We start from the raw sequence: 15,816 nt of genomic DNA, 5'->3' as shown, positions 1-15,816 counted from the left end.
GAAAATTTATGACATATTTTAATAAACCTAGAAAAGTAAACTGGGATTTAAGCTCAATCAGACAAGGCTATAAAGCTAAGATATACCATTCAAATAACAATGTATGGCAATTTTCTGACAGCTCTACAGTTGAAATATTAGAAGTCGATAAAGAAAAACAGCTTGTAACATTTGATTTTTCAAAAAGATATGATCAACATCATATCAAAGATGACAATATAACGCCAAATTCAGGACTGTCGGCTAACACTGAAATATCAAATATCATCCATCTTCCTTTTGATTATTTAGCAGATGTTGTTGAGTAATTTAGCATTGCAAGTAAACTGATGACTATAACGAGCCGAATAATTCAATTATTCGGCTCATTCACTATTCACTATGGGCAAATCAACTCAAACACACCACATATCTCGTACTTCGTCCACCTGCCGCTGTTTTTTGTAGTAAGCCTTTTTCCACTAATTCAGTTAAATGTCTTGTTGCGGTGGCTTTACTGACCTTAGCGACTTTTTGATATTGGCTGGCGTTAATGCCATTTTCAAAGCCCATTTCGCCGCCGTCTAGCAGTCGATTTAGCACTTTCTTTTGTGCGTCCAATAATTCATCTTGTGCATGAATTTGCCAAAAACGACTTTTGGCTAAAGTGCGGTGAATTTTGGTGAGGTTTTGTTGCAAAGCTTGTTGTAGCACATCTAAAAACCAATCTAACCAAGCCGTGATATCTGATATGCCTTTTTGGGTTTGCTCCAAAACCTCATAATAGGCATTGCGTTTTTGCAAAATCACCGTAGAAATGGCGTATAAGCGCACCGTTTGTTGATCCGCTTGCGCCAAAGCCAGATCCGTTAATGCCCTTGTAATTCGCCCATTGCCGTCATCAAAAGGATGTAAGGTCAATAGCCACAAATGGCAAATACCGGCACGTAGCAAAGGATCCAGGTGAGTTTGATAACGACTTTGGTTAAACCAAGTTAAAAAATGGGTGAGTTCTTGTTCCAAATCAGAACGTGGCGGTGCTTCAAAATGCACTCTAGGACGATCTAAACGACCTGACACCACTTGCATAGGTTCATCACCACGCAACTGCCCAACCGAAATTCGCCCTAAAACCGATTTTTCGGGAAATAGCCACTGATGCCATTGCAACAAACGCGCTAAGGTCAATTCCTGTTGCCAATTTTCTAAGGCATCTAACATGATATCGCTAACGCCTTCGCTGCGATCTGTGGTGGGATAAGGATTTTCAAGGGTCACACCTAAACGTTTGGCAAGAGAAGAACGTAGGGAAAAAGCATTTAAACTTTCCCCTTCAATGGCAGATGAACTCAAGATATTTTCTAATAATACATTTAAACTGGATTGGGGATCAAGCAGCTGCCCACACGTTGAGCCGAATAACTCTCCGAGTAATTTCCAACATTGACGTAATTTCGGAGAAATTTGTTGTTCATTCCAACGAAAATCTGTCCAATTTTCTTGTTGCCAAATCCATAAACCATGCTCAAATTGCATATTCACTCACCTTTGTTCCCCTATAATGAGCCGATTATAAAAAATATTCAGCTCAAATTCAAAACAAAAATGAGCCGAATAATTCAGTTATTCGGCTCATTATCGTTACTCAGGTGCGTTTAAGGCTTTTTCTTCTTTTTCTAACCGCTTCTGTTCTGCTAATTTTTGTTTGCGTATTTCGTCTTCCGCTTCCCATTTTTCATAGGCTTGGACGACTTTGGCGACCACAGGATGACGCACAATATCTTGGCTGTCGAAGTAATTAAAACTCAATTCTTTGACATCCGATAACACTTCCATAGCGTGTTTTAAGCCTGATTTTTGGCTACGCGGCAAATCCACTTGGGTGACATCCCCTGTAATCACCGCTTTGGAATTAAAGCCAATTCGGGTTAGGAACATTTTCATTTGTTCCACCGTGGTATTTTGGCTTTCGTCTAAAATAATAAAACTGTCATTGAGCGTTCGACCGCGCATATAAGCTAGTGGCGCAATTTCAATCACATTACGTTCCATCAGTTTTTCTACGCGCTCAAAGCCTAACATTTCGTACAAGGCATCGTATAAAGGGCGTAAATAAGGTTCGATTTTAGAACCAAGATCCCCGGGCAGAAACCCGAGTTTTTCCCCTGCTTCTACGGCAGGGCGCGTCAACAAAATACGGCGGATTTCTTGCCGTTCAAGGGCTTCCACCGCCGCAGCCACCGCTAAAAAGGTTTTCCCTGTTCCCGCCGGGCCAATGCCAAAACTAATATCGTGGGTCAAAATATTATGTAAGTATTCAATTTGATTTTTCCCACGTGGCTTAATCAAACCGCGTTTGGTTTTTATGGTTGTGGTGTAAACTTTGCTTTCAGCAGGTTCGTCTGCTTCTACTTGCGCCAACATGCGGCTTTCTTGAATAGCAAGATGCACATCTTCTAAATCTAACTCTTTGATTTTCCCCTTAATCGGTGCCGTTTCCACATACAAATCTTGAATTAATTTCACCGCACTTTTAATTAATTTTTCGTGGTGCGGTTTTGGTTTCTCATCATTCGTTCCCACTGTAAAATCAAAATTACGGCGAGAAATCAATAAGTTAAACTCTTTTTCAATCAGTTTTAAATGATCATCAAACGCACCACAAAGGGATTGTAAACGCTGATTATCACCAGGTTCTAAGGTAAAATGTTGAGAAAAATCGTTGTTCATAAATATCAGTTTGCCTGAATAACTAAGTATTTTTGTAAAATAATTTGGCGGAAATTGTCGCTGGTTGTTGCCCAATCCACGATATCCACTTTCCAAGGTAAGTCTGATTCAGAAAAGGCATCAACTAAATCAGCGTGAGTTTGTAAATCAAGTGGCTCAGCTGTGATTACTGCCAAATCTAAATCGGAATAAGGTTTAACATTGCCATTCACACGTGAACCAAATGCCCAAACTTCGTAAGTAGGGACATATTTCTGTAAAATCTCTCGCACAATGGCTAATTCATTATCTGTAACTAAAAGTGCGGTCATTTTTAAATAAGTTTTTGCAAAGATTGAACAAGATATTTGGCTTCTTCTAAAAATTGAGGAATACCAGAAACCACTTGAATGGCGGTTTCTTCATCATAAGTATGGCTTGTTCGGCTACGCATTTCTCGATAACGTCTCCAATCCGTCCAGTTTCCAAGCAGAAGCCCTTTTTCATTTCCTGTACGAATTAAATCCTGAAATGGCATACCATCAAACTCCGCTGGATTTGGTGATGTCTGTTCCAAATAGCGTTTCAGCATTTTATGACTTAATTCATAAGTGAATTCAAAACGTTGAATTAAACCATCGCGGATTTGCAAATCTGAAATATCCAATTCATAGCGAACAAGCCCTTCATCTAAGCGCACAACGGCATTTTTTAATGGTGTAATATCAAGTTTTTCCATTTTTTAATTCCAATCAAGCTGGCAACTCAGGAAACAACATCTTAACCACATCCAACGTTAATCTACGAGATTTTCCTGCATAAGGGAAAATATGCATCATCATCATTGGGTTGAAGTTGGCTTCGATAACGCCCCAAGAGATCAGGCTGTTTTCCGCTGGCTTTTTCAAATCGGGGATAATTAAATCCACGCCACAAACTGCCGCCCCCATGGCTTTGGTGATGCCAACGGCGAGTTGTTTGTAACTGTCGTGCATTTCGTCTGTCATATCAATACTGTCGCCGCCTGTGCTGATATTTGAGTTGGCACGTAATTGCACGAGTTGTCCTGCCGCAGGCACGCTATCTACGGTTAAGCCTTGTTCTTTCAGTTGTAGCTGTTCGATTTCGCCTAAAGCAATTTTTTTCAATGGCGTGCGGCTACCGTCACCCCGTAATGGATGGGCATTTTTCGCCGCCACCAATTCCGCCACCGTTGATTTTCCGTCACCGGTAACATTAGCTGGCACGCGCAATAACACCGCTAACGTTTGATCGCCTAACACAAAGAAACGGTATTCCGTGCCTACAAGATAATCTTCCACCATAATTTCTTTATCTTCGCGGAAAGCGATTTCAACGGCTTTAGCAAAATCTTCGCGGTTAGTGACGCCTTGTTGAAAAATGGTAATGCCTAAACCAAAGTTAGTGGATTTCGGTTTAATCACCACAGCTTTGCCTTTAAATAAAGCGTAATTCGCTACCGCGTGCTCAAGGCTAGTAAATTCGCGGCTTTGCGGCACATTAAATCCGGCTTCCGCCAACACTTTTTTAGTCACGACTTTATTTTCCATAATCAACGGCGAAATATAGCTGTCGTGGCTCGTCATATTACCGTTTTTCACATATTCAATATGGTCGCCGAATTGCAAACGTAGAAATTGATCGTTTTCATCTAAAATCTCCATTTTCAACCCTTTTTGAATCACATCAAACATTAAGGCTTGAGTAGATAATTCCATATTATTAAACGCCGTCAACATATAGAAGGTATCAAGGACATTTTGTTTGTAAGCTCGTGCTAAATTTGCGCCAAACGCTTGGTATCCGCCTGCTTTTTCAATTTCGTCCACCACACGCGCGCCAAGGGTCAATTGCGGTTCAGCAAACATGGCTAATTTATCTTCTGCAATTTCTACCGCACTTTCGCCCGCACCAATCGCTTCAAGCATGTCAATCATTGCAGAAAGCAACATTTCCCCTTCAACCGCATATTGCGTTTCTTGACGCGGGTCTTCCCAAGCTACTTCCGCTAAACGTGCTTTGCCATCTTCAACAGCATTTTGATCTGCAGTTTCATCAATCCAAATCATTAACATAATGAAATAATGGATAAATTTTGCGTCATCCAAAGCAATACCGTTCGGTTCAAAAGGATTAAGATCGAATAAACGGAATTCCAAATATTGAATGCCTGTATTCAAAAACTCGCGCGCTTTTTTCGCACCACGTAAACGCACGTTGGAATAAAATTCTTTTTCCGCGATTAATTTGCCTGAATTTACCCAATGTTCAAGGGTTTCCACATATTGCGGAATGCTATCAAAAGACACTTTGATTTCAGGCGCATTGACATAACCATATTGGCTCGAACGCAGACTGCGCACATATTGATTCGGTTTTAACGGCGAACCGTCTTTAAAATAATTAGCATCTACCGTTGGCGTTGCCGCAAGCAAATACAACAGCACCCATTGATAACGCAGGAAATTTTTCGCTAATTTCAAATATAAAACATTCTGAAATTCCACCGCACTTTGATATTCATTTTGCGCTTTAAATAAGGCTTGGATAAATTCAGGATCAAACTGGAAATTGTAATGAATACCGCTCACCATCTGCTTATAAGCGCCATAAGATTCCACCAAATGCTCGCGGTAAGCCACGTCTTCAGGGTTATCTAATTGCGCCACTTTAATGGCTTTTTCCGGCGGCAAGCCTGCCGGCATACTCATGGGGAAAATATATTCATCTTCAGGCAAGCTGCGCAGCACCACTTCATGAATGGTTTGCAACCAACGCAGAGTCTCTTCAAGCGTTTTATTCGGTGGGGTAATTAATTCCAGTTGGCTTTCTGCAAAATCCGTTTGGATATAAGGATGAAAAGAACGGTTGCCAAATGCCTTTGGATGTGCCGTGGTGACCACAGAGCCATCTTGGTGCACGCGCTGGCTTTCTTTTTCAATGCCAAATGTGCCTTGTTGGAACAATAAACCAAGGCGGTTATTTTTAATAATATGTTGTAATTTCATGCTTAATTTCCTTATCAAACGCTGCTGTTTGAAAATAGCCTTACTTTATCATTGTTTGATAGTAAACGGCAATAATGTGATAGGAGTAGCCATAACCTAACCGTAGTCCAATTGTAGGGGCGAAATATTTTTCGCCCTGATAACAATAGTGAGAATAAGGGGCGAAAGATGTTTCGCCCCTACAGTGACAATTGATGTGTAACAACAAAAAAGTGCGGTCAAAACTAACCGCACTTTGCTATTGAAAAGCCATTATTTATATTCAACCACAATGTCTTCTGCTTTGATTGTGTCGCCATAAATTGGTTTTAAGGTTTTTTCGTAAGCGGCATTTAATACGCCGTCTTTGCTTAATTTTTCAATTTCCGCGTTTAACCATTCCAATAAATCTTTATCTTCTTTGCGCACTGCGCCTGCGATAAAGTCAATGTCGCCTAATTCTTTCACGCCCACCACAAAGCCCGGGTTTTCTTTTGCCCATGCGAATAATAAGGCGTTATCGTGTGCCAAGGCGTCACCGCGTCCGTCACGTAAAGCTTCAAATGTTTCGGTGTTTTGTTCAAATTTTAATTTGTTGATGTTTGGGAAGTTTTTGGTGAAATACGCGTCTGCTGTGGTGCCTTTGTTCACTAACAAGGTTTTGCCTTCTAATTGTTTCACATCCGTAATCACGCCGTCTTTAGACACAACGCCTAACGCCACTTTCATATAAGGTTTGGCAAAATCCACCACTTCTTGACGTGCCGGGGTTACGGTAAAGTTGGCTAAGGTAATATCCACTTTATTGGAAAGTAAATATTCCGCGCGGTTTGCCGCTTCTACAAGAACAAATTCCACTTTGTTTTCATCGCCCAATAAATCTTTGGTCAAGGCTTTCGCGATTTCTACGTCAAAACCTTGGTTTTTGCCGTCTTTGTCCACATAGCCAAATGGCGGTTTATCGCTGAACACACCGATACGGATTTTATCCGCTTGTTTAATGCGTTCAATGGCGCTCGCTTTCGGTGCGCCATTATTTGCCGCGCTGTTGTCTTTATCGTTACAAGCCGTAACGCCTAAAGCTAAAAGCAAGGTTGCCGCTAATGTGGTGATTTTTTTTAATGCTTTCATAAGATTTCCTTTTATCAGTAAATTATGTTGTTGAATGTGGATGCATTATAAAAAGAAGAAATCGAAAAAGAGAAAGAACCATTTGCTATTTGATATGCGATTTTTGAATTAGGGCTAAAATCATAGAGAGTGAGAATTTGTAGGGACATGCTACGCATGTCCGTAAATGTGAATGTAGACTGGGATTAATGGGGTTATCACGAATTGTACACTGTCATTATAATGGACACACGCAGTGTGTCCCTACATAGCAGAATGATGGTAAGGGATTTATGGGATTAAATATTTTCCAAAAAATCCGCACCGCGTGTTTCGTAATTTAAGATATTTAAGAACGCTTTGGCTCGGTCTGTGGTTGGGTTAACGAAGAAATCTTCGGGTTTGGCTTGTTCGATGATTTCGCCTTTGTCCATAAAGACAATGCGGTCGGCAACTTGGCGTGCGAAGCCCATTTCATGGGTCACGATCACCATAGTCATGCCGTCTTTGGCTAAGCCTAACACAACGTCTAACACTTCGCGCACCATTTCAGGATCGAGCGCGGCGGTGACTTCATCAAATAGCATAATTTCAGGGTTCATACAAAGGGAACGCACAATGGCGATACGTTGTTTTTGTCCGCCCGAAAGCTCTCTTGGGAAGGCATTTTTACGTTCATATAAGCCTACACGTTTGAGCAATTCGTCCGCTTGTTTTTCCACGTCTTCCCGTTTGCGTTTTTGCACTTTAAGCGGCCCAAGTAAAATATTGTCAATAACCGACATGTGCGAAAATAACTCATAGCTTTGGAACACCATGCCGATATGTTGGCGTGCATTGACCCAAGAAATATCCTGACCTAATTGTCCTTTCCCTTCTAAAATCAATTCACCGCTTTTGATCTCTTCTAATCCGTTAATGCAACGTAATAAGGTACTTTTGCCACAGCCTGAGGGCCCGAGGATAACCACTACTTCGCCTTTTTTGACCGATAAATCAATGCCGTGAAGTGCGGTGACATTGCCGTAATTTTTGACTAATTTTTTAATTTCTAATAATGCCATAATTTAGTTTTCCCAACGATTTTCTAAATATTTTGAGAATAAAGACAGCGGATAACAGATCGCGAAATAAAGTGCGAAAATCACGCCATAAATCCAAAGTGCCGCAGATGGGTCAGTAAATAAGGCGGTTTCGATAATTTGTTGCCCGACTTTAATGACTTCCAATACACCAATTAACATCGCTAAGGAGCTGGTTTTGACCATGCGGGTAAATAGGTTAATTGCCCCCGGGGTCACGCGTTTTAAACTTTGCGGTAATAAGATATAAATAAAGGTTTGTGTTTTGGTTAAACCCAACGCATAAGCGGCTTCCACTTGATGTTTTTCGATGGATGTTAGCGCGCCGCGGACTAAATCGCCCATTTCAGCGGTGCCCCAAAAGATAAACACCATAATGCAGACCCATACGCCGTCAAGATGGGCACCGAACCATTTGGCGAAGCCGAAATACACTAAAAATAAAATCACCAATAAGGGGATGATACGCACCACTTCCAAATAAAGCTGGCATAAAAAATGTACCACTTTATTTTTGCCGGTCATCACTACGCCCATAATAACGCCTAAAATACAAGCAAAGAAAACCGACACAAAGGCGATTTGCGCCGTTACCGCTAAGCCACCGAGTAATCGCTCTAAATTTGAGCCTTGAAAAAGTATTGTTAATCCCATTTTAAGCTCCATATTTTGCTTGGCGTAAGCGGCGTTCCAGTACGCGAATATAAATCGAGACCGGCAGTAAAATAATGAGATAAAACACCACTAATAAGAATAAGGCTTCGTTCGTTTTGTAATCCATTCCGATAATGTCTTTGGCTAAGAACATCAGTTCTGCCACGGCCACTGCGCTGATAATCGAAGTTTCTTTCATTAAGAATAAGCAGTTTGCACCAATGGCCGGGGTTGAAATCGCAAAGGCTTGCGGGAAGATAACGTAGCGGAAGGCTTGAATGGGAGTTAAGCCAATGCTTAAGGCACTTTCAATTTGCCCTTTTGAAACCGCTTCTAACCCGGCACGTACCGCTTCTGCCATATAACTGCCACCGAGAAAGGCTAAGCCGATAATACCGCAGGTAAAACCATCTAATTTGATCCCCACTTTTGATAAGCCGAAATACAAGAAGAACACTTGGATAAGCAAGGGTGTGTTACGCGAAAGTTCAATGTAAGCTTTTACTATCCATTGCAATCCACGCACTTTATAGACTAAGACCACCGCGCAAAGTACGCCAATGATGATAGATAAAATAATACTCCAAAGGGATAAATGCAGCGTAAGCCGTGTTGCATCGATAAATCGGGGAATCGCATCCCACATATATTGCCAATTCATAGTGATTTTGATGAGAAATAAAGAAATGCCTTATTATAGACAACGGTAGGATTAAAATTTAAAGATCTTATGGTTATGTTTAATAACAAAATTCTATAAAAATCACCGCACTTTGTGAGATAGTAAAAATCCCAACGAATGCTGGGATTTCTATATTATTCATTATTTTGTTGTTTTGTTATTTGTTCAAGAATTTGTGCTTTTCCGCGATTAATACCGGCAAAGAAACCTAACAAAACAGCGCCTGTAATTTCTACAATTCTAATGGCAATATCTGTTTTATCCAAATACATAGCCATACAAATTACTACGGCAAGAATTAAAGCAGAGCATCCCCATAACCAAAATTTACCTTTCTGATTACTCAAGAAAACATCACCACGTTTTAACTCCACCTTTTCTTGAGAAGCAATGGACGCTAGCGCAACTTCTTGATTAAGTTTGTTTTCTTCTTGGCGCAACGTTAATTCATCGCGTTTAATCGCAATTTCTTGTTGTTGAATAGCGAAAAACTCTTTAATAAATTCTTCTTTATTTTCAATTTCTTGCGGTAAATTATTGCTCATTATCGTCCCACCAATACGGGCATTTTATAGGTTACTTGAAACTGTCCAAATCCACCTTTACCAATTTGGGGCGGAATAAATTGCACACGCTCAACATTATTATTGAAGCTATTTTTTTTCACTTCAGATAAATATTGTTGCGGTGACAATCTTCTTGCTTTCACTGGGGTTAGCATAATCATTCTCCATTTAGACGAAAACAGCCTACTTTTTGGTAAGCTGTTCTAGTTGTAAAAGAACTATCTTGAGAAAATATTAATCTCTCACCATAATTTAGTCAATGATAAAGACACATATAATTGATCTGAATGGCAACGCTACTCAATTATGCCTAACCAATTATCATTTTTTTTATAACGTAAATTTCCCCACACCCAATTCATCTTCTTTGCGCGTGCGTTGAATCACCGCTTGTGGTGATTGTACAACACGTAAGCCCATTTCATCTTCTGTGCGAACGACATCGCCGCGAAGTGAGTTGGTGTAAACATCGGTAATTTTAATATCGACAAATTTACCGATCATATCAGGCGTACCTTTGAAATTCACAATACGGTTATTTTCCGTACGACCTGTTAATTCCATAATGTCTTTTTTAGACGGACCTTCAACCAAAACGCGTTGTTCTGTGCCAAGCATCGCGCGGCTGAATTGTAGGGCTTGATTGTTAATACGCTGTTGCAATAAGGCTAAACGTTGTTTTTTCTCTTCTTCCGTCACATCATCAGGCATATCTGCTGCCGGTGTGCCTGGGCGGGCAGAATAAACAAAGCTGTAGCTCATATCAAAATTCACGTCCGCAATGAGATTCATGGTTTCTTCAAACTCCGCATTGGTTTCGCCCGGGAAACCTACGATAAAGTCTGAGCTGATTTGAATATTTGGACGAACTTTGCGTAATTTACGAATGATGGATTTATATTCTAAAGCGGTATGTCCGCGTTTCATCATGGTTAAAATACGGTCTGAACCGGCTTGTACAGGTAAGTGTAAGAAGCTGACTAACTCAGGTGTGTCCGCATAAACCTCAATAATGTCATCGGTAAATTCGATTGGGTGGCTTGTAGTAAAACGTAAGCGGTCAATACCATCAATGGCCGCCACTAAACGCAATAATTCTGCAAAGTTGCAGATTCCACCATCATGGGTTGCGCCACGATAAGCATTTACGTTTTGTCCCAATAAGTTAATTTCGCGTACGCCTTGCTCTGCTAATTGGGCAATTTCAAATAAGACGTCATCCAGCGGACGGCTCACTTCTTCGCCACGAGTATAAGGCACCACGCAGTAAGTACAATATTTGTTGCAGCCTTCCATAATAGAAACGAATGCCGTTGGGCCTTCTGCTTTCGGTTCAGGCAAGCAGTCAAATTTTTCAATTTCAGGGAAGCTAATATCCACAACATTGCTTTTACCGCCACGAATTTGGTTGATCATTTCAGGCAAGCGGTGCAAGGTTTGTGGGCCGAAAATAATGTCCACAAAAGGCGCGCGTTCACGAATGTGTTCGCCTTCTTGAGAAGCCACACAACCGCCTACACCAATGATTAAATGGGGTTTCTCTTTTTTCCAAGTTTTCCAACGCCCCAATTGTGAAAACACTTTTTCCTGCGCTTTTTCACGAATTGAGCAGGTGTTAAGTAATAAAACGTCTGCGTCTTCGGGTTTGTCGGTTAATTCTAAGCCGTGAGTGGATAATAAAAGGTCTGCCATTTTTGATGAATCATATTCATTCATTTGGCAGCCCCAAGTGGTGATATGTAATTTTTGAGTCATAATCTTCGTTGTTTCAATAAAAATTCTTTAAAAATTTGGTCGGGTATTTTACAAGTTTAGGCGGGTGGTGGCTAGTTTTAATTTTAATCAGTTCGGGGGAATTTGTGAAAATACGGCAAAATAAAACCGCACTTTGGTTGATTTTCAAATTAAGAATTAACCAAAGTGCGGTTTAAATTTTAGTGATTTTACGCGAGCTTTTTCTCAAGGGCTTTAAGACGTTTGTTCATCTTATCAATGCCCATAGTGAGTGCCGCCGTTTTGCGCCATTCTTTATTTGGCTGAGCCGGGATTCCTGAAGAATAAATGCCTTTTTCCGTAATCGGTTGCATAATCATGCTCATCCCCGTAATAATGGCTTGGTCGCAGATTTCCATATGGCCATTAATAACGCTTGCACCACCAATTTGACAGTAACGTCCCACTTTGAGACTGCCCGCCATAATCACACCACCCGCAACCGCTGTGCCTGTGCCGATATGAACGTTATGGGCAATTTGGCATAGATTGTCGATGATCACGTTATCTTCAATCACCGTATCATCTAACGCGCCACGGTCAATACAGGTGCAAGCACCGATTTCAACACGGTTACCAATAACAACACGGCCTGTTTGTGGGATTTTAATCCACTTACCGCGCTCATTGGCATAGCCAAAACCATCGCTCCCAATCACTGCGCCAGACTGAATCAAGCAATCATCCCCGATTTGGACTTCGTGATAAATGCTGACATTCGCCCAAAGCTGGGCATTGCGACCGATTTTCGCGTTTTTACCGATAAAACAGCCTGCACCAATGACCGCGTTATCGCCAATCACTGCGCCATCTTCAATCACCGCATTGGCACCAATGGAAACGTTTTCACCTAAAGAAGCGGTTTCAGAAATCACCGCACTTGGGGCGATATCAGCAGCTGCTTTTGGCGTGGTGTCCATATATTGCGCCAAAATGGCGTAAGCTACATAAGGGTTTTGTACAATCAATAAATTGGCATTTTCCGCACAAAATTCCACGTCTGCTTCGGAGACCACTAAAACGCCGGCTTGAGCTTGTGATAAGTATGGACGGTATTTGACGTTAGAAATAAAGGTGAGTTGGTTTGTGCTAGCGCGATCTAATGGGGCGATGCTGCTAACTACAACATCGGCGTTGCCACGAATGGCACCGCCGACTTGCTCTGCTAATTCTTTTAAAGTATAAGAACGCATAAGTTTGATTTACCTTAGATTATTGCGCTTTTTTCTCTTCAGCTTTAGGCGCTTCCGGTAATTTACCACCCACTGCTTTTAACACATCTTCAGTGATATCTTTGCCATCAACAGCATAAATCACAGAATTTGCATCAATCACATAAGTGTAGCCTTTTTCTTTCGCTAATTTGTTTGTTGCATCTTGGATTGCGCCTAACAATTTAGCAGTTTCTTCACGTTCTGCTTTTGCCGTTTCTTGTTGGAATTGACGTGCTTTTTCATCGTGTGCGCGCATTAATTTATTAATTTCATCTTCGCGTTTTTTGATGTCTGCACTACGTAAATTTTTTGCGTCTTTTTGTAATGCCGCAATTTTGCCGTCAATAGATTTTTTGCTTGCTGCAAGTTTATCCGCTTCCGCTTTAAATTGTTTTTCCAAGTTTTGACCAATTGCTTCACGCTCCGGGTGGTTTTGGAATACAACGCCTGCGTTAATGAAAGCGATGTTCTCTTGTGCCATTGCTGAAGCTGATGCGAAGGCTAATGCTAAAGAAAGCGCGGTTGCTTTTGCGATATTTTTCATTGTTTAAATTTCCTTACGATTTGTTGATTGTTCCGCGTTGCACATCAATGTGCAACGCGGATGACACTTTTGACTACTAAGTCTGAAATAAGTTCAAATTAGAATGAACCACCAATGCTAAATTGGAATTGTTCAATATCATCTTCTTCATATTTTTTGAGCGGTTTGGCATATGAGAAGACCAAAGGTCCAATCGGTGATTGCCATTGGAACGCCACACCGGCTGAAGAACGGACACGGCTTGGATCGCTATAATCAGGCAATCCCGGGAAATCTGCTTTATCCCATTTTGTATTCCACAAGCTTGCGGCATCAACGAATAAAGATGTACGTACGCTGTTTTGATCTTTGTCAGATACAAATGGCGTTGGAATAATAAATTCCGCACTGGCAGTCGCCATAGCGTTACCACCGATAACATCGCGGCTTAAACGAGTATAATCACGCGCATCATTGTAATTACCTCTTTCAGCTAAATAAATGGCATTCGGGCCAAAACCGCCGTATGAGAAACCGCGAATCGATCCAATCCCCCCTAAGTTATAAAGTTGATAGAATGGTACGCGTTTGCCATTTAAGCCATCGGTATAAGCGGCAGCCACTTTCGCAGAAAGCACCCATTTGTGTTCACGATCTAATGGGTAATAACCTTGAATATCGGCACTTAATTTATAATAGCGGTTATCAGAACCCGGTGCTGTCACAACACCGCCTAAATTCGCTTTCACCCCTTTGGTTGGGAAATAACCACGGTTTAAGTTGTTATAAATCCAACCGGCAGAAACCGTATAATCATGGGTTTTAAAGGTCCAATCTTCAAACTCCATGGATTCACGATAAAGGTTACGTGTATATTCCGGGCTAATATCTTTTAATTTGTTATAGGTATAACCTGTACCAATATAATATGAGTTGTTTTCATTAACCGGGAAACCTAGGGTTAAGTTCAAACCATAAGTAGTACGTTTATAAGACGCCACGTTATCGTCAGTATTCGTATTATCATAAGTTTGATAGAAAACATTACCGCCTAGGCTGACACCATCTTTAGTAAAGTACGGTTCGTTGTAACCTAAATCAACACTGGTACCATAGTCATTACGCGTACCAGAGATACTAATTGATGACCCCATACCTAAGAAGTTATCTTGTTTTACGCTTGTTTGATAGCTAAAACCACTTTCTGTACCGTAACCGATACCAAAGTTAATGCTCCCTGTATTACGCTCTTTTACCTTGTAAATCACATCAACTTCGTCATCTGTACCTTTGACAGGTTCATTACGATATTCTACACTTTCAAAGAAACCGGTACGATCTAAACGTGTTTTACCCAAAGCAACTAACTGCGATGATAACCACGCCCCTTCTTGTTGACGCATTTCTTGACGCAATGTGCTATCCGCGCTAACGGTATTGCCTTCAAAACGAATTTGACGAACAGAATAACGGCGACCTGCATCCACCACATAAGTAATACCTACGGTTTTATTGGCATCATCAAACTCAGGCACCACGTTTACTTGCGCCGTTGCATAACCTTGCTCAGCCAATTTCGCTTTAATCGCACTTTCTACTTCCACAATTTCAGCACGGCGGAAGGTATCATTCAAATGAATACTGTCTAAAAGCGGTTGTAACTCATTTTGCATACCACCTACGTTACCCACGATACGTGCGCGATTTACCGTATATAAATCACCTTCACTCACCGTAATTTTAACGCGAGCTTCGGTTTTATCATCATTAAGCTGAATATCTGTTGCGGTAATTTGCGCTTTAGGATAACCACGATCTTGATAATAATTGGTGATGGTTTCTAAATCTTTGCCAAATTGTTCTTGTGCAAATTTAGCACCAAATAATTTCCACCACGAATCTTCTGAAAGTTCCATTTGATCCGCTAAACGAGAACTTGAAAACGCTTCATTGCCCTCAAAAGTGAGTTCTTTTAACTTCGCCGTGTCATTTTCTTTAATATTTAATTTCACTTCAGCACGGTTATTCGGCAATAAATTGACAACAGGTTCAACTTTCGCGTTATAACGACCTGTTGTGGCATAATGTTCTTTCAAGCTTTCTGCAAAAGCGGATAATTTTGCGCGATCTAAAACCGATCCCACTTTAAACCCATTACCATCTAAGTTTTCTTTTAACGCTTCCGTTGGAATAGAGTCATTACCTGAAATAACCACGTCTGCGATAACAGGTAACTGTGTAACCGAAATAATTAACACATTGCCATCACGCGCTGCTTGAACATTTTGATAGCCACGTTGATAAAGGGTACGAACGACATTAGAAATATCTGCATCTGTTGCGCGTTTTCCTATTTGAACAGGTAACCCTGCAAGAACTTTACCTTCAGCCCCGGATTCTACGCCATCCACCTGAATATCTTGAACAACGAATGGTGCCGCATAAGCGCCGGCTGAACCAAACAATAAACTAGCAATTAAGAGTTTTTTCATTTTTAAATCACCTATAAAAGTGCG

Annotated in this window: 16 protein-coding genes; 1 reads left to right on the top strand and 15 read right to left on the bottom strand. The window is 41.0% G+C overall.

Annotation, left to right across the window (positions count from 1 at the left end; all coding sequences use genetic code 11):
• The first annotated feature begins 8 nt into the window (after positions 1 to 8).
• Positions 9 to 308 carry a hypothetical protein gene (locus E7T07_RS08890; protein WP_135710798.1) on the top strand — a complete coding sequence of 100 codons (300 nt, stop codon included), beginning with the start codon at positions 9 to 11 and terminating at the stop codon, positions 306 to 308.
• An 82-nt stretch (positions 309 to 390) separates the two neighbouring features.
• Here E7T07_RS08890 and E7T07_RS08885 read toward each other — a convergent pair whose 3' ends face one another.
• The 15 genes from E7T07_RS08885 to bamA all read right to left on the bottom strand — a co-directional run bounded on the left by E7T07_RS08885 (position 391) and on the right by bamA (position 15,792).
• Complete coding sequence (locus E7T07_RS08885) at positions 391 to 1,515, bottom strand: Fic family protein (protein WP_135710797.1); 1,125 nt, start codon at positions 1,513 to 1,515, stop codon at positions 391 to 393.
• A gap of 105 nt (positions 1,516 to 1,620) precedes the next feature.
• Positions 1,621 to 2,709, bottom strand: coding sequence for a PhoH family protein (locus E7T07_RS08880; RefSeq protein ID WP_135710796.1), 1,089 nt, complete (start codon positions 2,707 to 2,709; stop codon positions 1,621 to 1,623).
• 5 nt (positions 2,710 to 2,714) lie between these two features.
• A complete protein-coding gene (locus tag E7T07_RS08875; protein ID WP_135710795.1) occupies positions 2,715 to 3,020 on the bottom strand; it encodes a nucleotidyltransferase family protein in 306 nt (101 codons plus the stop codon).
• Positions 3,021 to 3,022: 2 nt separating this feature from the next.
• Positions 3,023 to 3,427 carry a nucleotidyltransferase substrate binding protein gene (locus E7T07_RS08870; protein ID WP_135710794.1) on the bottom strand — a complete coding sequence of 135 codons (405 nt, stop codon included), beginning with the start codon at positions 3,425 to 3,427 and terminating at the stop codon, positions 3,023 to 3,025.
• Between the two features lie 13 nt (positions 3,428 to 3,440).
• Positions 3,441 to 5,717, bottom strand: a complete 2,277-nt coding sequence (gene gshAB, locus E7T07_RS08865) for a bifunctional glutamate--cysteine ligase GshA/glutathione synthetase GshB (protein ID WP_135710793.1) — start codon at positions 5,715 to 5,717, stop codon at positions 3,441 to 3,443.
• Positions 5,718 to 5,969: 252 nt separating this feature from the next.
• Positions 5,970 to 6,827 carry a cysteine ABC transporter substrate-binding protein gene (locus E7T07_RS08860; RefSeq protein WP_135710792.1) on the bottom strand — a complete coding sequence of 286 codons (858 nt, stop codon included), beginning with the start codon at positions 6,825 to 6,827 and terminating at the stop codon, positions 5,970 to 5,972.
• Positions 6,828 to 7,105: 278 nt separating this feature from the next.
• Positions 7,106 to 7,870, bottom strand: a complete 765-nt coding sequence (locus tag E7T07_RS08855) for an amino acid ABC transporter ATP-binding protein (protein ID WP_135710791.1) — start codon at positions 7,868 to 7,870, stop codon at positions 7,106 to 7,108.
• A gap of 3 nt (positions 7,871 to 7,873) precedes the next feature.
• Positions 7,874 to 8,542, bottom strand: a complete 669-nt coding sequence (locus E7T07_RS08850; RefSeq protein WP_135710790.1) for an amino acid ABC transporter permease — start codon at positions 8,540 to 8,542, stop codon at positions 7,874 to 7,876.
• Position 8,543: 1 nt separating this feature from the next.
• Positions 8,544 to 9,203: an amino acid ABC transporter permease gene (locus E7T07_RS08845; protein WP_135710789.1), complete on the bottom strand. Its 660-nt coding sequence runs from the start codon at positions 9,201 to 9,203 to the stop codon at positions 8,544 to 8,546.
• A 155-nt stretch (positions 9,204 to 9,358) separates the two neighbouring features.
• Positions 9,359 to 9,769: a hypothetical protein gene (locus E7T07_RS08840; protein ID WP_135710788.1), complete on the bottom strand. Its 411-nt coding sequence runs from the start codon at positions 9,767 to 9,769 to the stop codon at positions 9,359 to 9,361.
• The gene (locus tag E7T07_RS08835; RefSeq protein ID WP_246046210.1) at positions 9,769 to 9,945 is read right to left on the bottom strand and encodes a hypothetical protein; all 177 of its coding nucleotides are present in this window, start codon (positions 9,943 to 9,945) and stop codon (positions 9,769 to 9,771) included. Before E7T07_RS08835 ends, E7T07_RS08840 begins: the two co-directional genes overlap by 1 nt.
• 175 nt (positions 9,946 to 10,120) lie before the next feature.
• Entirely contained in the window at positions 10,121 to 11,545 is a 1,425-nt protein-coding gene (gene miaB / locus E7T07_RS08830) for a tRNA (N6-isopentenyl adenosine(37)-C2)-methylthiotransferase MiaB (RefSeq protein ID WP_135710786.1), read from the bottom strand.
• 188 nt (positions 11,546 to 11,733) lie between these two features.
• Positions 11,734 to 12,756 carry a UDP-3-O-(3-hydroxymyristoyl)glucosamine N-acyltransferase gene (lpxD, locus tag E7T07_RS08825; RefSeq protein ID WP_135710785.1) on the bottom strand — a complete coding sequence of 341 codons (1,023 nt, stop codon included), beginning with the start codon at positions 12,754 to 12,756 and terminating at the stop codon, positions 11,734 to 11,736.
• Between the two features lie 19 nt (positions 12,757 to 12,775).
• The gene (locus tag E7T07_RS08820; RefSeq protein ID WP_135710784.1) at positions 12,776 to 13,321 is read right to left on the bottom strand and encodes an OmpH/Skp family outer membrane protein; all 546 of its coding nucleotides are present in this window, start codon (positions 13,319 to 13,321) and stop codon (positions 12,776 to 12,778) included.
• 98 nt (positions 13,322 to 13,419) lie between these two features.
• The gene (gene bamA / locus E7T07_RS08815) at positions 13,420 to 15,792 is read right to left on the bottom strand and encodes an outer membrane protein assembly factor BamA (protein WP_135710783.1); all 2,373 of its coding nucleotides are present in this window, start codon (positions 15,790 to 15,792) and stop codon (positions 13,420 to 13,422) included.
• Positions 15,793 to 15,816: the final 24 nt, after the last annotated feature.

Origin of the sequence: Actinobacillus porcinus, assembly GCF_901764995.1 — a bacterium.
Classification (GTDB): Bacteria; Pseudomonadota; Gammaproteobacteria; order Enterobacterales; family Pasteurellaceae; genus Exercitatus; species Exercitatus porcinus.
The sequence above is the reverse complement of the archived record's forward strand: the minus strand, read 5'-3'. Positions and strand labels throughout refer to the sequence as shown.